This is a genomic window from Armatimonadota bacterium, assembly GCA_037138755.1.
GTDB lineage: Bacteria > Armatimonadota > Fimbriimonadia > Fimbriimonadales > Fimbriimonadaceae > Fimbriimonas.
This window is the reverse complement of sequence record JBAXHT010000001.1, coordinates 810798-834665: the sequence shown is the minus strand read 5'-3', so window position 1 is coordinate 834665 and position 23868 is coordinate 810798. Positions and strand designations below refer to the sequence as shown.

Annotated in this window: 27 protein-coding genes and 1 tRNA gene; 10 read left to right on the top strand and 18 right to left on the bottom strand. The window is 55.0% G+C overall.

The features are described from left to right. Positions 1–13: 13 nt before the first annotated feature. On the bottom strand, positions 14–997 hold the full coding sequence (locus WCK51_04025) for an ABC transporter ATP-binding protein (protein ID MEI7576036.1): 984 nt from the start codon (positions 995–997) through the stop codon (positions 14–16). A 41-nt stretch (positions 998–1038) separates the two neighbouring features. On the opposite strand from WCK51_04025, the gene WCK51_04020 reads away from it, so the two are divergent. Beyond that, the gene (locus tag WCK51_04020) at positions 1039–1707 is read left to right on the top strand and encodes a response regulator transcription factor (protein MEI7576035.1); all 669 of its coding nucleotides are present in this window, start codon (positions 1039–1041) and stop codon (positions 1705–1707) included. Here the strand turns inward: WCK51_04020 and WCK51_04015 are convergent. Continuing rightward, positions 1704–2543: a phytanoyl-CoA dioxygenase family protein gene (locus WCK51_04015; GenBank protein MEI7576034.1), complete on the bottom strand. Its 840-nt coding sequence runs from the start codon at positions 2541–2543 to the stop codon at positions 1704–1706. The genes WCK51_04020 and WCK51_04015 overlap by 4 nt on opposite strands. A 137-nt stretch (positions 2544–2680) precedes the next feature. Here WCK51_04015 and WCK51_04010 point away from each other — a divergent pair, with 137 nt between their 5' ends. Next, positions 2681–3460 (top strand): L,D-transpeptidase family protein, encoded by a 780-nt coding sequence (locus tag WCK51_04010; GenBank protein MEI7576033.1) that lies wholly within the window; start codon positions 2681–2683, stop codon positions 3458–3460. Here WCK51_04010 and WCK51_04005 read toward each other — a convergent pair. The 5 genes from WCK51_04005 to WCK51_03985 all read right to left on the bottom strand — a co-directional run bounded on the left by WCK51_04005 (position 3457) and on the right by WCK51_03985 (position 7515). Beyond that, the gene (locus WCK51_04005) at positions 3457–4341 is read right to left on the bottom strand and encodes a metallophosphoesterase (GenBank protein MEI7576032.1); all 885 of its coding nucleotides are present in this window, start codon (positions 4339–4341) and stop codon (positions 3457–3459) included. The genes WCK51_04010 and WCK51_04005 overlap by 4 nt on opposite strands. A 170-nt stretch (positions 4342–4511) precedes the next feature. After that, positions 4512–4955, bottom strand: a complete 444-nt coding sequence (locus WCK51_04000) for a type II secretion system protein (protein MEI7576031.1) — start codon at positions 4953–4955, stop codon at positions 4512–4514. Between the two features lie 54 nt (positions 4956–5009). Continuing rightward, complete coding sequence (locus tag WCK51_03995; protein MEI7576030.1) at positions 5010–6365, bottom strand: aspartate kinase; 1356 nt, start codon at positions 6363–6365, stop codon at positions 5010–5012. Next, positions 6362–6856, bottom strand: coding sequence for a hypothetical protein (locus WCK51_03990; protein ID MEI7576029.1), 495 nt, complete (start codon positions 6854–6856; stop codon positions 6362–6364). Before WCK51_03990 ends, WCK51_03995 begins: the two co-directional genes overlap by 4 nt. A gap of 113 nt (positions 6857–6969) precedes the next feature. Beyond that, positions 6970–7515: a hypothetical protein gene (locus WCK51_03985; protein ID MEI7576028.1), complete on the bottom strand. Its 546-nt coding sequence runs from the start codon at positions 7513–7515 to the stop codon at positions 6970–6972. Positions 7516–7633: 118 nt separating this feature from the next. On the opposite strand from WCK51_03985, the gene WCK51_03980 reads away from it, so the two are divergent. Further along, positions 7634–8470, top strand: coding sequence for a M55 family metallopeptidase (locus WCK51_03980; GenBank protein MEI7576027.1), 837 nt, complete (start codon positions 7634–7636; stop codon positions 8468–8470). Positions 8471–8568: 98 nt separating this feature from the next. On the opposite strand, the gene WCK51_03975 is transcribed toward WCK51_03980, so the two are convergent. Then, entirely contained in the window at positions 8569–9171 is a 603-nt protein-coding gene (locus WCK51_03975) for a DNA-3-methyladenine glycosylase (protein ID MEI7576026.1), read from the bottom strand. A gap of 66 nt (positions 9172–9237) precedes the next feature. Between WCK51_03975 and WCK51_03970 the strand changes: the two genes are divergently transcribed. The 3 genes from WCK51_03970 to udk are packed head-to-tail and all read left to right on the top strand — an operon-like array spanning position 9238 to position 12479. Next, the gene (locus WCK51_03970; protein MEI7576025.1) at positions 9238–10011 is read left to right on the top strand and encodes a helix-turn-helix transcriptional regulator; all 774 of its coding nucleotides are present in this window, start codon (positions 9238–9240) and stop codon (positions 10009–10011) included. A 24-nt stretch (positions 10012–10035) separates the two neighbouring features. After that, on the top strand, positions 10036–11829 hold the full coding sequence (locus WCK51_03965; GenBank protein ID MEI7576024.1) for a S41 family peptidase: 1794 nt from the start codon (positions 10036–10038) through the stop codon (positions 11827–11829). 44 nt (positions 11830–11873) lie between these two features. Next, positions 11874–12479 carry a uridine kinase gene (gene udk, locus WCK51_03960; protein ID MEI7576023.1) on the top strand — a complete coding sequence of 202 codons (606 nt, stop codon included), beginning with the start codon at positions 11874–11876 and terminating at the stop codon, positions 12477–12479. Here the strand turns inward: udk and WCK51_03955 are convergent. After that, positions 12471–12866, bottom strand: coding sequence for a DCC1-like thiol-disulfide oxidoreductase family protein (locus tag WCK51_03955; protein ID MEI7576022.1), 396 nt, complete (start codon positions 12864–12866; stop codon positions 12471–12473). The genes udk and WCK51_03955 overlap by 9 nt on opposite strands. Before the next feature lie 113 nt (positions 12867–12979). Between WCK51_03955 and WCK51_03950 the strand changes: the two genes are divergently transcribed. After that, positions 12980–13070 (top strand) — tRNA-Ser (locus WCK51_03950). A 24-nt stretch (positions 13071–13094) separates the two neighbouring features. Then, positions 13095–14063 (top strand): transglycosylase SLT domain-containing protein, encoded by a 969-nt coding sequence (locus WCK51_03945; protein MEI7576021.1) that lies wholly within the window; start codon positions 13095–13097, stop codon positions 14061–14063. Here WCK51_03945 and WCK51_03940 read toward each other — a convergent pair. Genes WCK51_03940 through der form a run of 3 tightly spaced genes read right to left on the bottom strand, consistent with a single transcriptional unit; the run spans position 14060 to position 17962 of the window. Continuing rightward, positions 14060–14608, bottom strand: coding sequence for a hypothetical protein (locus WCK51_03940; protein MEI7576020.1), 549 nt, complete (start codon positions 14606–14608; stop codon positions 14060–14062). The genes WCK51_03945 and WCK51_03940 overlap by 4 nt on opposite strands. Positions 14609–14665: 57 nt before the next feature. After that, entirely contained in the window at positions 14666–16585 is a 1920-nt protein-coding gene (locus WCK51_03935) for a GAF domain-containing protein (GenBank protein ID MEI7576019.1), read from the bottom strand. A gap of 33 nt (positions 16586–16618) precedes the next feature. After that, positions 16619–17962 (bottom strand): ribosome biogenesis GTPase Der, encoded by a 1344-nt coding sequence (gene der / locus WCK51_03930; protein MEI7576018.1) that lies wholly within the window; start codon positions 17960–17962, stop codon positions 16619–16621. A 69-nt stretch (positions 17963–18031) separates the two neighbouring features. On the opposite strand from der, the gene WCK51_03925 reads away from it, so the two are divergent. Next, on the top strand, positions 18032–18634 hold the full coding sequence (locus WCK51_03925) for an acyloxyacyl hydrolase (protein MEI7576017.1): 603 nt from the start codon (positions 18032–18034) through the stop codon (positions 18632–18634). A 3-nt stretch (positions 18635–18637) separates the two neighbouring features. Here WCK51_03925 and WCK51_03920 read toward each other — a convergent pair whose 3' ends face one another. Further along, a complete protein-coding gene (locus WCK51_03920) occupies positions 18638–19357 on the bottom strand; it encodes a helix-turn-helix domain-containing protein (protein MEI7576016.1) in 720 nt (239 codons plus the stop codon). A 155-nt stretch (positions 19358–19512) separates the two neighbouring features. On the opposite strand from WCK51_03920, the gene WCK51_03915 reads away from it, so the two are divergent. After that, entirely contained in the window at positions 19513–19686 is a 174-nt protein-coding gene (locus WCK51_03915; protein ID MEI7576015.1) for a hypothetical protein, read from the top strand. 71 nt (positions 19687–19757) lie between these two features. Here the strand turns inward: WCK51_03915 and WCK51_03910 are convergent, their stop codons facing one another. The 5 genes from WCK51_03910 to WCK51_03890 are packed head-to-tail and all read right to left on the bottom strand — an operon-like array spanning position 19758 to position 23852. Then, positions 19758–20558, bottom strand: a complete 801-nt coding sequence (locus WCK51_03910; protein MEI7576014.1) for a UDP-3-O-acyl-N-acetylglucosamine deacetylase — start codon at positions 20556–20558, stop codon at positions 19758–19760. Next, positions 20555–21595 (bottom strand): UDP-3-O-(3-hydroxymyristoyl)glucosamine N-acyltransferase, encoded by a 1041-nt coding sequence (gene lpxD / locus WCK51_03905; protein MEI7576013.1) that lies wholly within the window; start codon positions 21593–21595, stop codon positions 20555–20557. Before lpxD ends, WCK51_03910 begins: the two co-directional genes overlap by 4 nt. Continuing rightward, positions 21565–22563: a hypothetical protein gene (locus tag WCK51_03900; protein MEI7576012.1), complete on the bottom strand. Its 999-nt coding sequence runs from the start codon at positions 22561–22563 to the stop codon at positions 21565–21567. Before WCK51_03900 ends, lpxD begins: the two co-directional genes overlap by 31 nt. 2 nt (positions 22564–22565) lie before the next feature. After that, the gene (locus tag WCK51_03895) at positions 22566–23204 is read right to left on the bottom strand and encodes an OmpH family outer membrane protein (protein MEI7576011.1); all 639 of its coding nucleotides are present in this window, start codon (positions 23202–23204) and stop codon (positions 22566–22568) included. Continuing rightward, positions 23205–23852, bottom strand: a complete 648-nt coding sequence (locus tag WCK51_03890; protein ID MEI7576010.1) for an OmpH family outer membrane protein — start codon at positions 23850–23852, stop codon at positions 23205–23207. It lies immediately after the preceding gene. Positions 23853–23868: the final 16 nt, after the last annotated feature.

Below are 23868 nucleotides of genomic sequence, written 5' to 3'. Positions count from 1 at the left end.
GAGGACTTTGGAGCTATGCAATTGAGCTTAGGCTCGCTCCGACTTCTAGTTTCCGAACATCATCGGCGCGGTAGCACGCGACGAGGTGTCCGTCGCCCATGGAGGTGAGCTGAGGTTCGGTGTCGCACTGCGCCCCGCGCAACGCGCAACGTGCGGCGAACGCGCATTCGCCGCGGAGCTGGGCGAAGTCGGGTGGTGAGCCGGCGATGCTTTCTAGTCGGTCTTGGCCAGCCCTTGGCAGGGAATTCAGGAGCGAACGGGTGTAGGGGTGGGATGGCGAGCGGAGGACCTGTTCGGAGGTTCCAGTCTCGACAATCTTTCCCGCATAGAACACCGCGATTCGGTGAGAGACAGAGGCAATTGCGCCAATATCATGCGAGATTAGAATGACTCCGGTGCCCTCCTTCTCCTGAAGTTCTCGAAGGAGTCGGAGGATTTGGGCCTGGAGTGTGACATCGAGAGCGGTTGTTGGTTCGTCTGCGATCAGTACCTTCGGGCTACACGCAAAGGCCATTGCGATAACGACGCGTTGCTTTTGGCCGCCCGACATTTGATGCGGGAATTTTCGCGCGCTCTCAGCTGGCGAGGGCACACCAACTTTGTCGAGCATCTCGACCGCTTTGACTCTGCCCTCTGCCATTGAGAGCCCTTGGTGAAGGCGGTAGGACTCCGCGATTTGGTCACCGACACGCATCATCGGGTTCAGCGAGGTGAACGGATCTTGCATGACCAGGGCAATTTCTTGCCCTCGGATTTGGCGGTATTCCTTTTCCGGAAGACCAGCAAGCTCACGACCTTCTAGCAAGATCGAACCTTGTGTTACACGACCCGGACGCTGGAGCATTCCCATGATTGCGAAGCCCGTCATCGACTTTCCGCAACCAGATTCGCCAACGACTCCGAGCGTCTCTCCGGGGGCCAAATCGAACGAAACGCCGCGTAAAACCTCTGTTTCGCCAAAAGCGACGTGCAAATCGTTCACGGAAAGCAGAGACATGGCATTCATTCTATCTGGACTCCGTATAATGACCACTACAGATGTCAGAAAAAATCCGCGTGGTCATCGCCGACGATGAAGATAATTACCGTAAGGCAATTCAGAAAACCCTTGGTTTCGCCACGGATATTGAAGTTTTAGCCGTCTGCCGAGATGGACAAGAGGCTCTGGATGCCTGTCAGGCCGAGGTTCCGGATGTGCTATTGACGGACATCAATATGCCCCGCCTCAGCGGCATCGAGGTTGCTCGTCGCCTACTTCGCAAGGAGAAGGATGTTAACATCGTGATCCTAACTGTTCGCGAAGATGACGATACGATTTTCGAAGCTCTCCGAGCGGGAGCGACGGGATATCTGCTGAAGACCTCGACGCCACAGGAAGTCATCGAGAGTGTGCGGTTAGCGGCTAAGGGTGAATCCAAGATTACGCCGAAGGTCGCAATGCGGGTGATTGAGGATTTTCGACGCCACGAAAAGCCAGAGCCGGAGGCTGAAGAGGCTTCTTCGGAGCTGCTTGTGCTCAGCGATCGAGAGCAAGAGATTCTCCAGTTTGTGGCGACTGGCCTTCGAAATCGCGAGATCGCCGACAAGCTCGGCATTGCCGAAAAGACCGTGAAGAACCACGTGAGCAACATCCTTAAGGCGCTCCAGGTCAACAGCCGCACCGAGGCAGCGATGAAGGCCGTGAAGGCCAAGATGACCGGCGGCTAGCCTGACCAGCGGGCTTTGGGAATCTCATCACCAGGCAGCACATGCGGTACCGGGCGAAGAATGCCGCGCTGCCGCTCAGTAAGGGTCGCCAGAAAATCCTCGCTGTACTGGTAGCCAAACCGAGATGCACCCCAGATCGGGCCGTAGCGGTAGATGGTGACGCGTCTTTCACCTTCGTTGGTGCGGCTGCTACCGCCGTGGATCAGACCGTCCACGAACATCAGGGCATCGCCTTTGCTCATGTAGGCATGCACGGCGCCAGGGAGGTCGTCCATGCGGTCTCCATTGGCATAGTCACCGATCACGGGGTGTGGGAAGTTGCTCTTGTGGCTTCCGGGAACAACCATTGTTGCGCCGTCACCCTCGTGGATGTCTGTTAACGCGAGAATGATGTTGACTTGTCCGCATCGGAAGACACCGTTTGCGTAGTGGTAGCTCCCTCTCAGCGCGCCTTGATAGCCGCCGGAATGGGCGGGATGATGACCGCCGGGACCACGGACACTCAGGATTGATTCGTCGATGAAGAGGCCATCAACATACGAGCCTTTCTCGCCGGCGTATCGGTGGACGAAGTTGATCCAGTTTGGATTATCGATCAAATCGGCAAAAGCTCCACCGAGTGCGACAGCTTGGTGAAGTTCGAAACCGACGGCAGCGGTGTAATCGCGTCGTTGAGCGCCACGAATCCACTCGCCGTACTCGACGACCGGAAGGTCATCGACCTCCTGATTCAACTTTGCCAAAAGCTCCGGTGACGCCACATTTTTAAGGATGAGATAGCCGTTAAGGTCAAACAGAAAATCATCTAAAGCTGATGGTTGGCGCGGGTCAATCATTGTCTGAGCTTAGCGATTAATCTCTGAAATATTGAATCTAGTTTTGGGATTGTTTGCTACAAGTTTCATTGGTGCGAAAGGCATGCCAGCCAAATTAAAACTTTGATTGGCATCGTCTTTGCTTTATCATTGAGATGATGAATCAGAAATGGATGGCAGGAGTCGGTGCGGCTCTTCTTGTGAGTGCTGCGTTTGCTGCTCAGTTTCGCGCTCAGGCGGGTAGTAAGTTTGTCAAAGAGCTTGACCCGATGCCGGCGGTCACGTTTGCCGACAAAACCGGCGTTACCTATGTATCAGCCCGTCAAGTTGCTCAGTTGTTCAACCACCACGTTGAATACGATCGTTCAACTAGGACCCTAACATTGGGTAATGATGAGTTCAAGTGTGAGAAGACGCTCTTTAACGGGAATACTTTGATCCCATTGCGAAAGCTGATCGATTGTGGCGCGACCGTGGATACCGAAACCGAGCCTGGGAAGATCTTTGTCACAACGACCGAGGGCCAATTCGAGATTATTCCCGGCACAAAACTCATTGATGTCGATCAATCGACACAACGCCTAACCGGGTATCAAGGCGATTTAGTGGTGATCGAGACCAAGGTGAGCACAGGAAGGGCTGGACATCGAACCCCAAACGGAGAGTATTACACCGGGCCCTATAAGTCTAAGATGCACTATTCAAAGCTGTATGAAAATGCTCCAATGCCGTACAGCATTCAGATAAATGGCAATGTCTTCTTCCACGGCTACAGCTCCGTTCCGAACTATCCCGCATCGCATGGTTGCATTCGGCTGCCGAACGGTCGCTACAGCGCAGCCAAGTATCTTTATAACTGGGCGGAAACCGGCGTCGACGTGAAAATACACGGCGCTTGGACCCCTAAAAAGCGGTTCAAGAAGTCCCGTAGAAGCTAGTCAGACTCTTCCCAGTTAATGAATTTGTGGGTGAACGTCCCGTCTTCTTTGAGCTCAAAGATCGGAAAGGCGGGCCCAAAGCCCTCGTTGGCTCCGTTCCACCATCCGCCGCAGACGGCGCCTGCGCAGATATAGCAAGTTCCTGCGTAGTCAACACGGTCTTGCATGTGGGTGTGCCCACTCAGAACCAGTTTGACGTTTCCTGCCTCACGGAAGAGTTTGATGGCTTCATAGTGATTGCTCACGTGTGATCCAAAGCTAATCGGCAGAGCTTTATCTTTGGGCTTGAGATTTGAGTTCGCCAGCGAGGTCACAGTAAGAATTGGAATGTGCCCAACGACCATTGTGGGGGTCTTGGTGTCTTTGAGTTCGCCCGCAAGCCACTCGAGTTGCTCGGGATCTAGCCAACCTTTAAAAGAATCTCCGTCCTGATGAACCGTGTCGAGGCCGATGATCTTCCATCCGTTCTGTTTGTGAGACCAATAGCGACCAGGCATTTTGAAGTGGTCCAGAGCTCGTCTCTTTCCGTTCAGCACCGAAGGGGTTGATTCCCATTGCTCGATGTCGTGGTTGCCAAGAATCGCTTTCGAAGGCTTTTTTAGCCAGCTTCCCATGACCCGGTTCCAGCCTGAGAACTGGGTCGTTATGGTCGCGTCATCTTTGTGATCAATCGCCATCAAGTTATCACCGCCAAACAGCACGAAGTCTGAGTTGGTACTAGCAATATCGACTGCCTCGTAAATCCTCTCTTGGATGAGCGGATCGTTGGGGAGGTGTATATCTGTAAGATAGCTGATCTTGAAGCTGGCGGGCCTGGAAGGAATGCTAGGGAGCAAACCGGCGGCAGCCATGCCAAGGGCCTCGCGACGCGAAATGTTCATGAATTATCACGTTACCGGAACCCCAGAGACCGTTGCCACCGTAGTTCTTTATCGTTCGGTAAACAATATCGACAGCTGAGTTACACCAGTACAAGTCGCGCTCTCAATTTGACGTGGCAGTGTAATGCACGATCTCGCTAGTCCTGGCCTCACTGTGCCAGGACGCTTTTTTAGTAGGACGTGAACGACTTCCCTTCGGTGTCTTTTCCGGCTGCGGAGCTGAAAACCTGTAGTCGACCGGTCTCTCCGCGCTTCGTCAAGAATGGTTGATCGCTGACCGGGTCCTTCGGCTCGATCAGCTGTCCTTCCCCGTAAGCCATGTAGGGTCCATGCCACTCCATCGACTTCATCCATGGCTTCTCTTTCGCTCGGAGCCAGAGAGATTTGGGGGGATTTTCACGCAGTAGGTCTTTCAGCTCATCGGGATAGCCTCCTGTGTCGATGTAGAACTGATCCACGGCTTTTCGAAAATTCTTGAGCTCCATCTTCAGAGCCGATTCCTTGGCTCGATAAGTGGCGTTGACGAACTTTGGCACTGCGACGACTGTTGCCGTCCCTATGACCGCAGTCGAAATCGCAATCTCGGTGATGGTGAGTCCTCGCTTGCGATGCATGATACTCTCTAGGTTCCATTGAACCTGAAGATCAATGCAAGTAAAAGTGCGAGGCTAGACCACTTCGTGGAGCTTAAACTTCTCGTGTAGAATTCTCACCGCGCGCATTGTTTCGGCTTCGGGAACCAGCATTGAGAGAGAGTAGTCCGAGTCGCTGGTCTGAAGCACACTGACCTGCCCTTCATCGAGCGTGCTAAGCACGTCCAGAAAGACGCCGGGTTGCTGCATATAATCTTGTCCTACGAGGCTGACAACCGTACAACCCTCGGTAAGATCGGCCCTGATGCGTCTGACTTCGCCAAGCGAAGCGAGAAGTTTGACCTGAGTTTCGACTTCCGGCGTGGCGTTTCCGAGTTGGAAAACATAGACCTTTCTGGCATCACCGTCGCCGGCCGGAATGACTAGCCCATCCAACACGTCTTCGACAATCGGATATTGCTCTCTAGGTACCGCAAATCCCGTCGACTCTGGGTTGACGTTCAGCATGAAGAGCTGGACACCGTAGCGCTCCATTGTCTCGTAGATGCTCGATTCCAGGATGCTTCGATGAGATGCGTCGCTGGTGCTCAGATCAAACTGCATGTAGACCAGTTTTCCGGTGTGGGTGACACCGGTCACGCGACGACCTGGGAACTTATCCTTGCTGACAATCTCAGTTCCAGGGTCGTCGCTAAAGGTGTTCTTGACCCAGAGCGGGATGTTGTAGTTCATCGCGATTTCGGCGGCACGAGGATGAACGACTTTTGCGCCAAGGTGGGCGATTTCGGCGACTTCGTCGTAGGTCACTTGACGAAGGGTTGGGGCACCTTTCACTGCGTCAGGGTCAGCAGTCTTGACTCCGTCCACATCGGTATAGATTTCGACTGCCTCTGCCTTGAGAGCCGCTCCAAGTGCGGAGCCGGTAGTATCCGAGCCGCCTCGCCCAAGGGTAGTGAGCTCGCCTCCAGGAAGGGCTCGATCTTCGGAGTAAACGCCTTGGAAGCCGCATACAACCGGGATTCCGCCTTGTTCGATGCAACGTACAAGCGCGGTGGGGTTGATGCTCACGATTCGGGCGTTACCGAAAACACCGTCCGTTCGGATGCCAGCCTGTCCGCCTCGAAACGCCATCGCTTTATGGCCAAGAGTTTTGAGCGTGTGGGCGAAGATGACCGACGACAGGATTTCGCCGCAGGCGATCAAGAGGTCGAGTTCGCGTGGATCCGGCTCGACGTCAGGGTCGATCTCTCTCAGAAGGTTAATGAAGGTATCTGTGGCATAGGGTTGGCCCTTGCGACCAATCGCGCTCACGACGACGACAGGCTGGATTCCCTTCTCTTTGGCACTGATGACCCTTAGTGCCGAGGTCATTCGTGCTTCGGGAGTCGCGACGCTAGTGCCGCCGAACTTCATGACGCGAACGCGGCTCATGCAACCTCCTTTTCGATCAACTTCTGAAGCTTCGTGGCATTCTCTTTTGGAAGGATAATGAGCATTCGGTCGTGCATGTCTGTCACGTGGTCCACCGCAATTCCGGCACTGATGGTTCGGCGGACGATTCCGGCGACCATTCCCTCTTCGTCGCGCATGTTGACGGCGTGGACGAGGACGATACTTCGATCCGTGACCATTTGATGTTGCAAGTTTGCCTGCTCGAAAGTCTTCTGGATGTCGCCGGTTCGGTCACTCGGGATGACAAAGCTCATGCCCGTTGGAGTGAGTTTGAGAAAGTCGAGGCTGACCTTGGCGGTGCTCACCAACTTAAGAACGGTCAAACGACTCTTCGCGATGGGTTCGGCGAGCCCGGTGACATGGACTTGGGTGTAGCCGTCCCGGACTTCAACGCGACTGATTCCGCGCCGTTTTTCAAAGTCGGTTTCTGCGATCTGGTTTTTGTTACGAGTCGTCGGTTCCGTTGACATTTCTGGTTGCGGCGACTCGGCGCTGAGTCAGTTTCTAGGTTACCTTGGGGGGAACAAAAAAGCCCCGAGCGTATAGCTCGGGGCGATTGTGCGGACAGGAACGTCCGCGCTCCTTACTTAACCAGAGCTTCGATCGCTGCGCCGACCTGAGCAAGGCCCTTTTCGTCAGCCTTCACGTCGACAAACTTCTCGGCGACCTTCCAGTTCTTGTACGCAAACACGGTGTTTGCAGCCTTCAGGTTGATCTTGTAAGCAGCGACGGCAGGGTTGTCTGGGGTGACGTAAGCGACGCTAACGTGCTTCCAAGCCTTCTGCATCATCGGAGCAGCCTTTTCGATTTCAGCTGCTGCTGTCTTAGGAGCAACGATGACGACCATAGCCTTGAATTCCTTGCTGTCGTACTTCGCCATTGCCTTGTCGAGCGCGCCAGCCATTGCTTGGATGGTCTTCTGATCGCCATTGGTGACCCATGCCTGAACCTGTGGTCGGTTCTGGTATGTGCAAGGGAAGCACTGGTCGGTCCCCTTGAGGGCGCCAGCGACGTGCTTAGGGTGGAATGGGCTGACACTCTCGCCAACTGCGAGACCGCTGTTGACGAAAGCCATTGCCATCGATGCTGCGCCAAGAACGACGCCCGAAATCAAAAGACCTTTTTTCATGATGTTTCTCCGCGATAGTTTTCGCGCTTAGTAGTAGTCTATGCGCGATTTCCTCGTTGCGTTCCGGTTTTGACGAAAATTTTACGCGCTCGTTCGGTTTCTGGGTAAACCGTTCGGCATGAACGTCTTTATCTCGGTCGATATCGAAGGGATTACCGGGCTGGTTTCTTGGAGCCAGTGCAGTCGGCCCGACGGTAGCTCATATGACTATCAATTCGCGCGGCGAATGATGGCGCATGATGTCAATGCGGCGATTCGTGGGGCGCGGGCGGCGGGGGCTTCGCGGATCGTGGTGAAGGATTCGCATGGCAACTCGAAGAACTTGCTGATTGAGGACTTGGAGCCCGGCGTTGAGTTGATTTCGGGGCACGGTTCGGGGCGCGATGGGATGATGGAGGGCATAGATTCATCGTTTGACGCAGCATTCCTGGTTGGCTACCATGCTGGGGCAGGAACGGCGGGTGGGATTATGGAGCACACGTACACTGGGCGGTCGCATCGGTTGTTTATCAACGATATCGAGATCGCGGAGATGGGCTTGGCTGCGGGGACGGCGGGGCGATATGGGGTGCCGTTGGTGTTTGTGTCGAGTGACGACAAGGGGTGCGCGGAGGCATCGGCTCTGATTCCGGGGATTACGACGGTGACGACTAAGTTTGGGTTTGGGCGGTACATGGGCCGGTTGCTGCACCCTTCTGAGACGGGGCCGGCGATCGAGAAGGGGGCGGCGTTGGCTATGGGGAGATTGACGGCACCTTGGTTCCCGTCAGAGCCTTGTGTCGTTCGGTTGGAGGTGAATCGAACCGAGGACGCCGACTGGGCGGCCCGCATTCCGGGGGTTCGCCGGTTGGATGGCTACTCGGTCGAGGTTTCGGCGGAGACGTACGAGGATGCCCAGAGCTGGGCCGTTGTACTTCTTAGTGTCGGGGCATTGGGACCGGGCTCGCACGATTGAGTCCCTCTAGACCGCACCCACTTTAGCGCCGCTCTGGCTTGCGGGCTTTAGCACGCCGAGGCGCAAGACACTCTTCACAGGTGCTAAAGCCCAGCAATCTAGAGCTCGAGCACTCGCCACAAATACCAGCTGGCCACCGAGCGGTAGGGCTTCCAAGGCTCGGCAAGGGCCTCCATCTCCTTCTTCTTCGGTCTCGCCTCCAAGCCTAGTAGCCGCTTCATGCCTTCTTGGACGCCCATGTCGTCAACGGGCAGAACATCCATCCGGCCGAAGGTGAACATCAGCAGCATTTCGATCGACCAGCGACCGATGCCTTTGATGGGAATGAGACGCTGGATGATCTCCTCGTCGCCCATCGTGCCCAACTCCTCGATGGACGGGATAGAGGATGCTTTAGATGCTAAATCTTGTAAATATCCTGCCTTTTGCCTGGAGACACCAACCGCCCGTAACTCTTCTAAGGAAAGAGCCATCAACCCCTCGGGAGGAGGGGCATCGTGTCCAGGAAAGAGGGCGTATAGGCGGCCTCTGATCGTTGTCGCCGCCTTGGTCGAAAGCTGTTGATACAGGATCGAGCTCATCAGGCTCTCATAGACATTTGCTCCGCGCAGCGGATGAATGAGTTCGCACGGACCGAACCGCTCGATAAGCGGTCCAAAGCGGGGTTCAACTTGTAGGATGTGCTTCTCGGCTCCGGTCACGACGATGAGACGTTACCTGACAAGGGTCTTCGGAACCCGAACTACTCTTGGATTCGTAATTGAAGGGTGCAACTCAAGCCGCTCGAATATCTCGGGAGATCACTTCAGTCCGAAGTCATGGATGGGGTGGGAATCACGCTATCCAGGTACACCCATCCCGAGGCGCAACCTTGGCACTTCCACGAGCACCTCAACGTATCGCTGCTCCTTGATGGCACGTTCGTGGATGATTCTCGGGAGCTAGGGCAGCAACCTCTCAAGCCGCTTGATATGGTCGTTCACCCGCAAGGCGCGCTTCACCGGTCGTGCCCCAGCGGGCCAGGAAGGCTGAGCTTAAACCTAGAACCGATGGTTGGCTGGCTTGAGCAACATGGATTCTCCCGCGTGGAGTACCGAGTCTCTTCAGTTCCCGAACTCGGGATTGCGGCGTTTCAATACTTGCTGGGGAACGAGTCGAACATGTCCGATGCGCTTCTGGAGTCGCTATGTCCACCAGACGGCCAAGCAGAAACTGGCTACTGGTTTGAGCGCGTTGAGGATTTGATCGGCCAGCGCGAGGATTGGACTCTCTCGGGTCTTGCCGATGCGCTAGGAGTGCATCCGGTGTACTTTGCAAGAGTCTTTCGCGCGAGAAGGGGCCAGTCGGTCACTTCGTTCTTACGAGAGCGGAGGTTGGTCAGGGCGGCGAACTGCTTGGTCCGTGCTCGGTCGACTGGCTCGGAAATTGCCACTCGCTTCGGCTACTCCGATGAAGCCCACTTCTCTCGACACTTCCGCACCGTCTTCGGCATGTCTCCAACTTCAGCGAAGAAAAGGTTTCAAATCTTCAACTTGAACTGATTCAGATTGAGCAAAAATGTCGCCATGAAACGACGCCTTGCTATCTCCGGTCTTGCCATCGCTCTGGTTGCGGGGTGTATGTCTCAGGACAACCCGAAGTATGATGCCGCCGAGAAAGTCTACGAGCAAGTGCAGGCTGACCGAGGCAAAGCAAACGAGCTTGCTTTCGACTACTCGAACGGGAAAAAGGTCAAACCGTTGGGCCTCAAAGCGGGCATTCTGGCGATGGAGTCCGTAGCCAAGCGGCTTGAACAAGCTGAGATCGAAGAGTTGGCAAAGGACCACAAATGGCTCGGCTGGAAAATTCACGACATCTATCGCGATCTTGTCACAATGTACGCATACGACAATGACGAGGCCGGAGCGGTTGCGGTGATGAACCGATTACTCAAGAAGTGCCGAGAATCGGATGGTGAGCGAGGGCAAGTCCTCAAGGAAGGAGGGGTTTTCAGCCGCATGATTTGGCGCAGTGACGCGCCAGTGATGGCGATGATCTCAAAGAATGGTGCCTTTGCGGCCCGGTACCGCGAGTACCTGCAAATGGCAGGTTTTGGACTCGCGCTAGATAATGGCGCGCTGAGTTCTCCCTACAAATCGAACCTGTCAAATGAAGAGAAGATTGCCGGTCTCGCCCAGTTTTGGTCGATGGCGAAATACAACTTTGTGTATCTCGACAAGATCGATTTTGATTGGAATACAGTGATGACCGAGTACACGCCCAGAGTGCTGAAAACCAGGAGCACGTATGAGTATTACCGAGTACTCCAATCACTTTGCGCTAGGCTCAAGGACGGGCACACGAATGTTTATCTGCCCTCTCAAGACTTCCAAACGCACCAAGGCGGCCGCCCCCCGATTCGCACCGCCTTGATTGAGGGGCAGGTCGTTGTGACCAACGTGTTTTCGCCTGAGGTTCCAGTGCTGGAGCCTGGGGACATCATCACGCACATCGGCGGTGTGCCCACGATCCAGTACGCTGAGAAAGCTTGGGGTCCTTACGCTTGCTCGTCCACACCGCAAGACCGCGAGGCAAGATTGTTCTCTTACGATCTTCTTCGGGGTCCGGAGAAATCCGCAGTGACATTGACAATCCATCGCGCGGACGGATCGACGCGAGAAGTCAAGGTCCCACGTTCCGGATACAAGACGACAAAGGGGGAGTCGACTTACGCATTTAACATCCGGCCCGACGGCGTGGCGTACGTACGGTTTTCAACCTGCGAAGACCCTTCTCTGGTGACCAAATTGAAATCCGACCTGGAATCCCATAAAGACATCAAGGGCCTAGTGATTGACCTACGCATGAACGGCGGGGGAAGCTCATCAATTGGAGCCCAAGTGGTGACAGGGCTCGCTCGCCAAGGCTTCACGGTTCCGGCGACGACATACCAGACGCGTTTGTACTCTCCAACCAAACTTGCTTGGGGTAACCGGCAAGGACTGTCTCCGGTCTCCGACGATACGGACGTGCTGGAACCCCCAAAAGTGAAGTGGTTTGACGGTCCTTGTGCGTTGTTGATTGGGCCTCGAACGTTCAGTGCCGCAGAGGACTGGACTGGGTACTGGCGGGCAGCAAATGTCGGGCCAGTGGTGGGAATGCCTACTGGTGGGTCAACGGGCCAGCCTCTGTCGTTTAACTTGCCTGGCGGCGGTTCGGCAAGGGTTTGTACCAAGCAGGATCTTCTGCCGGACGGGACTAAGTTTGTCGGAGTTGGGATCCAGCCAGATATCCAAGTTCCGTGGACGGTGGCTGATGTTAGGGCGGGACGAGATCCTCAGTTGGAGCGTGCAGTTCATGAAGTGCTAAAAAGCCGGTAGACCAAGCATTTGTAGGGCGGTAGCTTGTCTGATAAACTAGTTGGGTGCTGATCGCAATTGCAGGAGGGACTGGGTCGGGGAAATCGACTTTGGCTGACGCCTTGGCAACAGCAACTGGCGCAGTTGTCGTTCGGATTGATGACTACTACCGCCCCCTCAATCATCTCACTTTTGAAGAGCGCGAGCTGGTTAACTTCGATGCCCCGGATGCGATTGACCACGTGCTGATGACTGAGCATCTTGCGATGCTTTTGGACGGCCAGACGGTTGAGAAGCCAATTTATGACTTCACCAAGCACACCCGGGCAGTCTTCGGAGAGGAAATTTCACCGTGCTCGACGATCATTGTTGAGGGGCTCTTCGCGCTCTACTGGCCCGAGCTAAATGAGCTTTGTGGGACGAAGGTGTTTGTGGAGACTCCGTATGAGCTCCGTTTCATGCGCCGCCTTCGCCGCGACATCGATGAGCGCGGAAGAGATGAGGACGAAGTGACCACCCGATTCCGAAGTCATGTGAACCCGATGCACGAGCGATTTGTCCAACCGACGTGTGCGCACGCCGATGTGGTGGTTTACGGGGATCGCCCTTTGCAGGAGAGCTTGGAGAAAGTCCTGGAACTCATAGGTAACGGGCAGGCGAGCCTACTGTAAGAACCGGACTCGTTGCTCAGGGCTGGGAAGCGTGCAGGAGTCGGCCTTGCCGAAGAACTTGAGTCGACGCTTGGCGACGAAGTCGTAGACATTGTCTCGAAGTCCTCTAGGACAGACAAGCCCGAGATGACCGAAAGGTTTCCAGATGCCGCCCATCTTCGTCATGAGGCGAAGAACACCGGTGGACTTGATGAAGAGCTGATCGCCTTCGGCGAGAACCATGGTGCTAACATCTGTCGGTTTGTTCGGGTTGTCCAAAGCCGCGTAAGTTGAACCTTGAATTGGGGCGAAACGCACGACTCCGCGCTTGTCGTGCCACAGGCACCACTGTACTGTGCGCGAGCAGAGGCCGCATTCGCCATCGTAAAACATGATTGGTTGCGACATCTATCTCCTTCTACGTTCATTATTCCACCAATAAACCCGGTACAAAGCACGCCGAACCATGCCGCAAGCAGGGCGTTCTACCGATAAGATATACTGAGGTGTCCAAAACAAGCGGACAGATGGCTGAGTGGACGAAAGCGCCCGCCTGCTAAGTGGGTAAGGGATAACATCTCTTCTCGGGTTCGAATCCCGATCTGTCCGCCAGCTTGACCCTCGAAACGAATGAATATGAGATGGGTAGCAATTCTGGCAGTGGTTCTCACCACGGGAATGAGCTTGGCGCAATCGCCAAGTGAATATCTGGCATTGCGTAAGAAGCACAAAATCACCGCTCCCGTTAGCATTGCCGAGCTTGATTCCTTCGTGGGTTCAAAGATTTTCGAACTGAAATGCACGGTCAACGGGATCATGGACATGGACGGAAAGAGTTCCATCTCCGCTGAGTTAGGTTCCTCGCTCCAGGTGATTGACGCCGAGGTGGTTCCCGCCTGGCTAAAGGGCGGCACAGTCCAGGCGCGATTGCTCGTAAAAGCCACCCGAGAAGAGCAGTATGGCGCAGTGACGTTGGCTCTTTTGATGGCAAGCGCTGAGTCTGACGTGGCGAGGTTCGATGTTCAGCCGAAGAAAACGACGGCAAAGACGACCACAACGCGAGCGACTTCAACCAAGGTTTCTCGAAGCGCATCGTCAAAAGGGCGACCGCTTCCGGCTAGAGAGGCAATTGCGGCCTACGCTCCGACATACGCGGCGTTCATCAAGAATCATAACAAACGGCTGAGCTACGACAAAGCCTACGAGATCGCTTCTGCAGTGATTGGGTGGAGCGTGAACTACAACGTCGATGCCCGGCTGGTGATGGCCCTGCTCATCGCCGAAAGCGACTTTAATCCTGCCGAACTCTCAGGTCCAGGGGCAACCGGTCTCGGTCAGCTCATGCCGGAAACCGCTCGTGAACTAGGTGTTAGAAACCCGTGGAATACTAACGAGAACCTTTATGGCACCGTCAAGTATCTGAAGACTCAGATGGACAGGTACGGCGCGAGCGAAGACAATGCACAAAGACTTGCTTTGGCGTTGGCCGCCTACAACGCTGGACCAGGAGCAGTGAAGAAGCACGGCGGAGTTCCGCCTTATCGAGAAACGCAGAACTACGTCAGGCGAATTCTCCGAACCTATCGCCAGCTCTGTGGAGCTTAGTTGTACTGGCGAATTGAGAGCGATTTTCTGGTCTTGGGTGTAGCCCGTGACTGGCTTCGGCTAGACAGTGTCGGGGCCAGACCTTTGTCTTTGGCTGCCACTTCTGGTGACTTTGCGTACTGAGCGGCAAACACTGCGTCGTGTTCGATCAAGTCCCGCACCAGAGTTGACTGAAATGCCTCGAGGTCGGCGAGCTGACTCGTCGAGTTGGGGTCTCGCCGCAAAGCTTGGGTTGCTTCGCCATATCGCCCGAGGGCGCGCAGGGCCATCCCGCGCAGGCCAAAGTAGCCTGGCTCGAACGGGTTGAGAGCAATCAGGCAACGGGTGGCTTGCTCAAGAGCAACGAAATCTTGCTTCGCCCAAAGGCACTTGGCCATGAGTTCAAGGGCGCCGAGGTGGGTGGGATCTGCCTCAAGAAGGGTTCGGCAAGTGGAACTCGCCGCTGCATGATTGCCCTTCAGAAACTCTTGCCCAGCAACTCGCAACAGACGAGCGTTCGCTCGGCGGCTGATAGCTGGCAGGTAAGAAGTAGAGCAGGATTGCACTCCCTAAAGGGTATCTGGCATCGCGTGCCAAACACCCTAGTAAAACTGCTTGTCAGATTAAGACGCGGCCAAAAGCCGGTTGATTTGCGGGCTGGTTCTCGGATCCAGAGCCGCGACCTTCACTCGCAACTGGAGCGGGATTCGCTCGGAGCCGTCCGGGGTTCGGATACCCGCCGACGGAGTCTTCGCGCTGATCTCGTTTGCCCACTCGGTGGCAGCTTCTCGCGATGCGCCAGGAAGGTAGACCATGAACATGCCGTCCGGGTGTCGGCACATCAACGCTCCGTAAGGAACGTGTGGGCGAATTCGGAGCATGATGGTCCGCATTGCGTGGGCCATTGCCGGCTTGCCGTATTTCTGCTCCAGATCCTTGATCTGCAGTGGAAGAAGGGTAATCATCACGCCTTCAACGCGAGACACTCGCGAAATGAACTGCTTCGGAGAGAGGATGCCGTCGGAATCTTCATCGGGTCGCTCCCGTCTGGTTAGCAAGCGAGAGAGCTCGGCGGCGGCGGCGCGAAGGGTTTCCACGTCGCTCATGTCGATTCCAGCGATGCGTCCGCTGGCGGCGGAGATGTATCCCACTGGGTTGGACTCGGATCCAATCGGGAGAATGACACAGGAGCCGATTCGCTCCTTGATAATCAACTCGCTAGGGAGCATGTCGTTTGATCGGGCATCGATCAAGCAGATTTCTCCGCTTCCGCTGGAAATCCAGCCCTCGATTCCTCGTCCCTGCTCGAACTTCATTGAATCCAAGAGGAACATATCTCGACCTTCTTGGGCAAGTACAACATCATCGTCCGCTTCAATCGCATGGATTGCGAGGTGCTCTAACTGAAGAACTGACTGGAACTCTCGGGCGACTCTGGTCGCAACTTCGGCTCGAGTGAGTCCGCCGTCGGCGGTGGCGACCACCGTGTAAAGGATTTCCGTTTCTGTTAGGCGGCGCTCCATCGAACCGATGCGTTGCTCTTCAGCGACCATCGTCGAGACGAGAGCGGCTGTCGGCTCAAGTGCCTCCATCGCTTCAAATAGCTTGTCTCGGTCATCCGCGAGTACGGTCAATAACCCGATCACTTTGTTGTCGAGAGTCAGGACGATATTTGCACTCGGATAGCCTGGCTCAAGATGTGCGCTACAAGCATCTGCCTGCTCGCGAACAAGGGCGATCGATTGCTTCGTACGGATCGGGAATGCCTCGGTCAGCTGGGCTTCCGAGAGTTCACCGGCTCCGCCGCTCACAACGAAAGAATCTCCGTATTGGCTGGCCAGATACAAGATGCTGCCTCGCGCTCCGCTGGCTTCTACGATCTTTTCGCAGAGGCGGAAGTAGCCTCCCCTGGCTTCTGCGATGATCGCCGCCACTCGGTCTTTGTGGCTCTTTCGGTACAGAACGCGGTAGGCGTCGCACATCTGACGGTAGGACTCTCGAAGTTCAAGAATCTGGTTCTCGGCTTCCAGCACGATCGGTGAGAGATCAATTTCTTCGCGGGTTGGGCCTTCGACTTGCTCGATAACGATTTCGCGCTGGACTTTCATCGGCTTAACCAACGATCCTATCGCAAGGAACAAAAGCGACTGGATCAGAATTTCGTTTGGTGGGAGCTTCCATGAATGGTGGAGCATGTGTGCCACCACGATGCTAGCGGCGGCGATAGGAGCCATCAAGAAAGGGTTTGCCCGGTGCTTTGCCGCAGCGATGATTATCGGTGCGAGGGCAACAAGTGAATATACGCCGAGCCCATTTGGGATTGCGGCGAGCGTCAGGGTGATGAGAACCGAGTCGATGCCTGCAAGAATCGCGGCCAGTGCGGGAGTTCGAAGCGATCTTGCTTCGAGGCGATTGTGCAAGTATGCCAGTGCAACTTGCATGATTCCAACTTTAAAGGCAATTGGAAATGCAGGCACACCGAGAGCACCGGCGACAAACACCAAGAGCCCACCAAGCAGAAGACGAACTGATAGCTCGATCATTACACTAGGTTTTTGGGAGATTCTCCCAAAAACTTAGTCCTCTTCGTTCTTCTTGTGGCTACTTCGTGCAAAAAGTCGAATCGGCGTACCCTGTAGCGGGAAGAGGGCCCGGATTTTGTTGAGCAAATATCGCTGATAGCTGAAGTGCATCAGGTCTGGATCGTTGCAGAACAGAACGAAGGTCGGAGGGCAAGTCGCCACCTGGGTTGAGTAGTACACCTTGAATGCACGACCATGAATGACGTGCGGCTTGTCGAAGATCGCGTCTTGAACCAGGCGGTTGAGCTGACCGGTTGAAATTCGGAAGTTGTAGCTTTCTAGCGCACTCAGAACTGAATCGAGCGCAGGTTCGAGGCCCGCGTTCTCCTTTGCGCTTGTGAAAACGATTGGCGCGTAAGCGAGTTCCGGCACCTGATCTCGAAAGATCTTCGTGAAGTCCTTTTTGAGCTGGGATTGCTTCTTTGGGTGACCGTTTGGTGGCTCTTTGACGTCCCACTTGTTCACTGCGATGACGCAGGCTTTACCCGCGTCGTGGGCGAGTTTCATGACTCTCTTATCGCCATCGGTCAGCCCTTCTTCGCCGTTCACCACCACCATCGCGCATTCGCAGCGAGCAATTGCCTTCTCGGCTCGGTTGACCATGTAGTATTCCACCGAGCCCTGGATCTTGCCTCGGCGGCGGATTCCGGCGGTATCGATCAACCGGAATTGTTCTCCTTCGTGAGTGAGCTCTGTATCGATTGCATCGCGGGTGGTCCCGGCGATGTTGGAAACGATCATTCGCTGCTCACCCGTGAAGGCATTCACAAGCGAGCTCTTACCGACGTTTGGGCGGCCCACAATTGCGAGCCGAATCTCTTCTTTGGCTTCTTCAATCGGGACTTCGGGCGGAAGATTGAGGACGACCTCATCCAGGACATCGGCAACACCGGTGCCGTGGAGGGCAGAGATGGGGTAGACGTTTCCGAGGCCGAGAGCATAAAACTCGGGCGCGTAGTCTTCGCGGTCGAAGTTGTCGGCTTTGTTTACGGCCACCAAGACTGGAGTCTTGATTCCGCGCATTTGGTTAGCGAGGTCGCGGTCATCGGGGTGGAGGCCATCGGTGACGTCCGTAACGAACAAGACAACGTCGGCTTCGGTCAGGGCAACGTTCGCCTGAACCCGGATTTGCTCGGAAAGCGGATCGGAATCTTGGAAAACGATACCGCCGGTATCGACGACGTTGAAGCGGCGACGGTTCCAGTTAACCTCTGCATAGAGGCGGTCACGAGTGATGCCTGGGGTGTCTTCGACAACTGCGACGCGCTTACCGACGAGGCGGTTAAAAAGGGTGGATTTTCCGACATTTGGACGCCCAACAATGACGACGGTGGGCATAGTTTTTCGCATGGGAACGCCTCAGGCTCGGGAAGAGCGGCGTAGAAAGGGTACCTTAACTCGGGTTTTATGCTTCCTTTTGAACCTACTAGCGAACCATCCGTCCTGATTCCGATCTCATTACATGATCGAGCACCTCGGACAAGAGAGCTCTCTTGGTGGGAGCCTACAGGCAAGGAGTTTAACTACTACACTCTTGGCTATTCGGTGCGGTCCCAGCTAATTCTGGGGTCCGAGGATCAAAGGTCCGGCGGCGGGTTTTCGCTTGCAGTTGGTCGCAATGATCCTAAATTGAGGTCCGGCAATGTTCCAGGAGAACTCATTTGGGAGACATACTTCATGAACACGACTTCGGAGGGAGTCAACGGTGATCCACCAAACTCTTCCGCAAGTATTGGCGTTTTGGCCAGCGGACGATGGCGGTGGGAGTTTCGGCGGGATATGAACTTCTTTGGGGACGTTGGGTTTGGGATTCAGTGGTTAAACCACACATCCAATGACGTGCCGTTGGCATTCAATACAACTCCGTCGTTTGCCTTTGGAATGGAGTTCAAAACCAAAGGCGGGGCCGTCTTAGCTGGAGCCAGGCTCTTGCACGTGAGCAACGCAGGTCGCGGAACAACAAATCCGGGGCAGAATTTGCTGCAATGGTTTGTGGGTTTCCGCTACTAAGCTCTATGGCAAGTTTTCGATGACCCTCGCTAGTTGCTTTCTGCTTGCTTCCTCTTCGAGCTTTCGATCCACTTGATACAGGCCTATCTGGCAAACGACAGCCTGGTGCATGGTTGATCCAAGGGGGTGGTTTTCGATGGCGAAGCCCTGGTTGGAGGTGAAGAAAACCGTGGATTGGTGGTCGACTACGAGTTCGAGGGTGTCGTGGTCGAAGGCTTCGGTTGGAACCTGAATCAGGCCGTTTGCAGGGGCACTGGTCATGACGAGCAACTGCTCGACTTGCGGCAGCTCTCCTAGCCGGGCGAACACTGCCTCACTTGCGATTAGCACAACTGTTTCTGAAGCACTTGCTAGGGCATTTTTTGCCAGTTGGACAGCTTGATCCAGGCTAGACACAGGAAGCAGCTTTGAGGCAGGAGTCGGGACGGATGCATCCTTGAACGCCTTCATCGCGCTGGCTCGATTCTTTTCGAACTCCTTATTGAGCCTTGTCAGCAGGGTCTCGGGGGCAATTGGGGCGTAAGTCTTCTTCTTAGCGTCGTCTTGGACGACCGCTCCTTTGCGCTGCAGGGTTTCGAGGGCCTTGTAGGTGTTGGCGGCGGGCTTTCCGATAGTTTGCGCAACCCGGTATCCGCTCGAAGAACCTTCCCGAACAAGGCAGGCGTAGATCTCTGATTCGAGAGCGGTGAAGCCCAAACTCACTAATGCGTCTTTTGCGGCCATGATGCGTGGATTGTACAACTTATGAGTGGTTCGTGCTACTTTGCGTTGATCGTTGGGAGCTTTTCACTTTTCGCAAAATCATTATTAGAGTAGAACGTACAATCCTCGTAAAAACACCTTCCAGATTTGCGACGTAATCGCCAATAACACCAGTAATGCTGATTCCGCTTGTTCTGGGATATGTTGTCGGGGCCGCCGGGTTTTACACCTTGCTCTCCAAAACCGCCCCTGTCCTCGAAGTAGAGGGCGCGTCGACTATGACGGGAGCCGGGGAGCATTCTGAGGTCATTGAGCTCTTCCCTGATCAAGAAGTGCGAAAAGCCGCCTAGGGCTGGCTTCCCTCGGACGAACCAAATTCTACGGCAGTGTGCGCCATGCACCCTGCCTTTTTGGCGTTTGCCTAACGGGTAATCGCTTGATGCATCATGGCCGCCATTTTGACGTTGGCGGTATGGCCATTCCTGGTACCGACGACATTGAGGCACCGAGCCGGAATCCCGCTCAGATAAAGGTCGCCAAGCATGTCTAGGAGCTTGTGCCGAGCCGGCTCGTCCGGAAACTTTGCGCCATTTTCGAAGCCTCTTTCGCCGAGGATGATGACATCGTCCTTCGTGAGTCCTTTCCCGAGCCCGAACTGCTCCACCATTGGAAACTCCTCTGTCAAGACAAAGGTTCGGGCGGGTGCAATCTCAGAAGCAAAGGTGTCGATGATCCTCATTGACTCGAAGTGCATTGAGCCGGGCCAACGGTCACCCGTTTCGTATTCGTACCTCCAGTGTCCGTTCCCTTTTCCGACCGCGATCTTGAGGGGAAGCTCCTGGAGGAAAATTCGGGAGTACAGACCGGGAAATTCTTTCTCGCCAAGCTCGACAAACCCAACTCCCGACAAGCCTTGTACGAACGGAGCCGCGCTGCCATCCATCCCTGGAACTTCGGGAGCCGAAAGCTCAATTTCGGCATCGGTGATCTCTAGCCCCGCAAGGGCTGACATGATGTGCTCGATAGTGCCAACGTCTCCAAGCTTAGTGCTACGCCGCGTGTCCGTCACGTTCGCCGGAATTGCTTCGGTTCGGGTGGTCTCGTACCGAAACGCAATCCCTTTGTCGCCTGGGTGAACGGTTAGTTTCACCGGGACTCCCGTGTGAAGTCCTAGTCCTTCAAACTCAGCGACCGAAGCAACGGTCCGGCGGGCGAAGATCACTCTGCCCCCTTTAAGGTTTTGACTTCCTTTTCCAGAGCGCGTACACGTTTGATGAGTTTTGGTAGGTCTTTATATGCGGCAACCGACCGCATGTAGTCGGCAATTGGTATCGCGGGGGTACCGCCGTAAACGCCCGATTTATCAATGGACGATAACCCCGCTGCTCTTCCCGCAAGCACCACTCCATCGGCAATGACCAGATGGTCGGAATAGCCACTCTGTCCGCCGAGCATTGCTCGCGCACCGACCTTTGTGCTGCCGGCGATCCCTACGCCGCTAGCGTAGACACCGTGTGGTCCAAGCTCGACGTTATGAGCGATCTGGACGAGGTTATCGATCTTGTTTCCTTCGTCCAGTCGGGTTTGACCTGCAGTAGCTCGATCTATCGCGGTCAAGGCTCCGATCTCAACACGATCACCTAGCCTCACTCCTCCAACCTGAGGAATTCGGATCTGCTTTTCGCCGTCCCAAACGTAACCGAAGCCTGAGTGACCGATCACCGTTCCAGGCCCGACGACGCAGTAATGGCCAACGATGACATCTTGCACCAATATCGCGTGGGGCATGACCACCGAACCTTCGCCCACGACGCAACCGGGGCCGATGTAAGCAAACGGCATGATCGTGGCATCATTGCGAACGATCGCATCGCTTGCGACAAACGCCATCGCTCCTATTGACGCAGTGTCGTCGACAAACCCTCCTTGCTCCACGAAGGCAGTCGGATGGATTCCCTTCGCCTTTCTGAAGGAACGCTCGAAGTAGTGAAGTACTTTAAGATAAGCAAGCCGGGGGTTGGCGTGCTTGATGTGCGAACTCGGAAAGTCAAACGTCTCTGCAGGAACAATCACTCCCCCAAGGAGCCGCGTGGCGGCTTCAGCAACGTACTTTGCGTTTTCGGCAAAAGCAATCCCAGTCGGACAGTCCCCGCCGACATTGCATGCCTGATTGATCTCGGTCCATCCTTCACCGACCAGCTCGCCCCCAACGTAAGCCGCGAAGTCGGCTAGCGTTTTGAGGTGAGGCTTGTTCTCCATTTGATGAAATCCTGAGTTGCGTCGCGCACTCCTACGGGCGAGTCGGCTAAATCATATCCGTTCAGCGCGAGCCACATCTGGAGTTGGCGATGAGCGTCGGCTGGAGGCACGATTTGGCGACTTGTAGAAGGTACCCCTTTGACCCCAGATTGCGCCGCTCCAAGTTCGACAGACGCGCTCTCGCCCTTTGCAGAACGCAACCGTACAGCCCCCATACTGACAAGTCTTTCGTTCAGGACATCTGTCCGAACGTTCACTTGTTGTTTGGCTTCTTGCTCGGCTCGGTCGTTGATTTCCTTTCGTTTGGATTCAACTCGGTCGTTCATCGCCTGCTCGCGATCTTGGATGGTAAGCCGGGTCCTACCATCCAACTTTTCGATTTCGAGGTCATAGTTCCGATCTAAAAGCGCAATCTGTCGTTGCATTTCGCGGATTCGCTCGGTTCTAGCTTGGATTGCTGGATCGGCATCCAGGTCGATTTTGACCAACGCCTCCGGGTTCGGAAACTCGGTTAGTACCGTCAGCGCAACGACCAGCGGACCACGCTCCTTTGCATACCTCTCGAAAATCGGGCGCACTTGGTTTCGATACCCTTGCCAAGCCCTTTGTGCCTCAGGGCCCAAGTTCTCATATTCCTTGTCGAAGAACTCGTCGATTTCCGTTTGGTAATACTGCTTTAATCGTTCTGAAATGGTCTTCCTGGCGCCTGCAGACTCGACCTCTAGGAGACTCTTGATCGCCGCTGCGGAGTGGTCTCGATCAGCTCTGATAATCCGCTCCGGACGCGATTCGATGCTGAGAGTCTTGCCGACTTTGGAAGTCTGAAAGCCAGCCGGCAGTCCCATTGACTCAATCGACTTGGCGTTGTCCAGCGGAACTCTGTCGAGGTCAACGTACACGATTGGAGCGGCCTGATGGCACCCCGAGAGGCTGAGAGCCAGCCCGCCGAGGATGCCGAAACGCTTCATGACTACTTTTTGGCGTTCATCGCCGCGAGAGACAGGTCGGTGATATCGTTGGCGCCAAAGACTGCTACCGAACCTTCAATGACCATCGTATATCCGTCCTTTGCCGCAACTTCTGCCGCGGCGGCCTTTGCCTTTTGATAATTTTGCTCTCGGCTTGCTGCGACCCAGTTTTGGACTTCATCGCTAAACTCTCGTAACCAGCGAGTAGACGTCTCATTCATCGTCTGCGAACGTCTCGAATACTCCTCGACTAATGTTCGCTCTTCGGGCGTGTAGTTCGGCTTAGTAGCGAGCTCGGCAGATCGTTTGCTTGTCGCGACGATGTCAGCTTTCAGCCGTTCCAACTCGGCTTCTTCTGCCTTGGTTCGCTCTTTGAGGAGCATTAGCTCGCGGAGTCGGTTTGCTTGCTCGATTGTGAGGATCCGATACTGATCAATAAACTCCAGCAACCCTTCTCGCGCGGCTTTCATATCTTCAAAAGACTTCTTCCCAGCTTTGCCTGCGTCGCTCTTGTCGATGACGGCGTTCAGGTCTACGACGCCGAGCTTGAGCGACGGAGTTTGGAAACCGGAACCTAACATGATTCCGGCCAGTCCTGCGGCAACCACCCAACCCGACCAGGCAAACTTCTCGCGTCGCATTTATCCCTTCTTGGCGGCCATTTTTGAAGCAGCGTCGGTGACATCGTTTGCCGCGAATGGCGCGACGTTTTTGTCGAAGATCACGCCGTAGCCATCTCGCTTCCCGATTTCTTGAATAGCTGCTTGGTAGGCGTCCTGGAGAGCGCTCAGGTGCTTCTGTCGAATCTCCTTCATCTCGTTTTGAGTGTCATCGACTAGCTTTTTGCCGTACTCGCCCATTTCAGCTTGGCGGTTTCGATAGTCGTCGAGTAGCTTGAGATCAGCATCTGTCGGGTTTGCTTTGACTTGGAGGTCATTGAACTTCTTCTTGGCTTCAGCTGCGTTGGTTTTCACCTTTTCAAGCTCGGCCTTTTCGGCATCGGTTTTGGTTGTCTTGAGCGTGAGAGCCCAGAACTTTTCCGCCTCGTCTTTCTTCATGACTCGGTTCTGACTCAAATACTGAAGAGCGTTTTCGCGCTCGTTGAAGTAATTCTTCTCTTCCTCGCGATAGTTACGCGAGATTTCGACCGCTTCCATCACCTTGATTGCATCAACGACGCCGGTCTTTGCGCTGGCACCCTGGAATCCTGAGCCCAGAAGGACGACGACCATACCAAGAGCGACTACTGAAGTGCCGCTGAGAAAGCCTGTGAGATACGATTTATTCATTGTTGTTTGCTTGTCC

What these genes read in the sequence shown, in the direction of transcription:
- WCK51_04025 (MEI7576036.1), bottom strand. Translation starts at nt 997, where the DNA reads ATGTCTCTGCTTTCCGTGAACGATTTGCACGTCGCTTTTGGCGAAACA.
- WCK51_04020 (MEI7576035.1), top strand. Translation starts at nt 1,039, where the DNA reads ATGTCAGAAAAAATCCGCGTGGTCATCGCCGACGATGAAGATAATTAC.
- WCK51_04015 (MEI7576034.1), bottom strand. Translation starts at nt 2,543, where the DNA reads ATGATTGACCCGCGCCAACCATCAGCTTTAGATGATTTTCTGTTTGAC.
- WCK51_04010 (MEI7576033.1), top strand. Translation starts at nt 2,681, where the DNA reads ATGAATCAGAAATGGATGGCAGGAGTCGGTGCGGCTCTTCTTGTGAGT.
- WCK51_04005 (MEI7576032.1), bottom strand. Translation starts at nt 4,341, where the DNA reads ATGAACATTTCGCGTCGCGAGGCCCTTGGCATGGCTGCCGCCGGTTTG.
- WCK51_04000 (MEI7576031.1), bottom strand. Translation starts at nt 4,955, where the DNA reads ATGCATCGCAAGCGAGGACTCACCATCACCGAGATTGCGATTTCGACT.
- WCK51_03995 (MEI7576030.1), bottom strand. Translation starts at nt 6,365, where the DNA reads ATGAGCCGCGTTCGCGTCATGAAGTTCGGCGGCACTAGCGTCGCGACT.
- WCK51_03990 (MEI7576029.1), bottom strand. Translation starts at nt 6,856, where the DNA reads ATGTCAACGGAACCGACGACTCGTAACAAAAACCAGATCGCAGAAACC.
- WCK51_03985 (MEI7576028.1), bottom strand. Translation starts at nt 7,515, where the DNA reads ATGAAAAAAGGTCTTTTGATTTCGGGCGTCGTTCTTGGCGCAGCATCG.
- WCK51_03980 (MEI7576027.1), top strand. Translation starts at nt 7,634, where the DNA reads ATGAACGTCTTTATCTCGGTCGATATCGAAGGGATTACCGGGCTGGTT.
- WCK51_03965 (MEI7576024.1), top strand. Translation starts at nt 10,036, where the DNA reads ATGAAACGACGCCTTGCTATCTCCGGTCTTGCCATCGCTCTGGTTGCG.
- WCK51_03955 (MEI7576022.1), bottom strand. Translation starts at nt 12,866, where the DNA reads ATGTCGCAACCAATCATGTTTTACGATGGCGAATGCGGCCTCTGCTCG.
- WCK51_03945 (MEI7576021.1), top strand. Translation starts at nt 13,095, where the DNA reads ATGAGATGGGTAGCAATTCTGGCAGTGGTTCTCACCACGGGAATGAGC.
- WCK51_03935 (MEI7576019.1), bottom strand. Translation starts at nt 16,585, where the DNA reads ATGATCGAGCTATCAGTTCGTCTTCTGCTTGGTGGGCTCTTGGTGTTT.
- der (MEI7576018.1), bottom strand. Translation starts at nt 17,962, where the DNA reads ATGCCCACCGTCGTCATTGTTGGGCGTCCAAATGTCGGAAAATCCACC.
- WCK51_03925 (MEI7576017.1), top strand. Translation starts at nt 18,032, where the DNA reads ATGCTTCCTTTTGAACCTACTAGCGAACCATCCGTCCTGATTCCGATC.
- WCK51_03920 (MEI7576016.1), bottom strand. Translation starts at nt 19,357, where the DNA reads ATGGCCGCAAAAGACGCATTAGTGAGTTTGGGCTTCACCGCTCTCGAA.
- WCK51_03915 (MEI7576015.1), top strand. Translation starts at nt 19,513, where the DNA reads ATGCTGATTCCGCTTGTTCTGGGATATGTTGTCGGGGCCGCCGGGTTT.
- lpxD (MEI7576013.1), bottom strand. Translation starts at nt 21,595, where the DNA reads ATGGAGAACAAGCCTCACCTCAAAACGCTAGCCGACTTCGCGGCTTAC.
- WCK51_03900 (MEI7576012.1), bottom strand. Translation starts at nt 22,563, where the DNA reads ATGAAGCGTTTCGGCATCCTCGGCGGGCTGGCTCTCAGCCTCTCGGGG.
- WCK51_03895 (MEI7576011.1), bottom strand. Translation starts at nt 23,204, where the DNA reads ATGCGACGCGAGAAGTTTGCCTGGTCGGGTTGGGTGGTTGCCGCAGGA.
- WCK51_03890 (MEI7576010.1), bottom strand. Translation starts at nt 23,852, where the DNA reads ATGAATAAATCGTATCTCACAGGCTTTCTCAGCGGCACTTCAGTAGTC.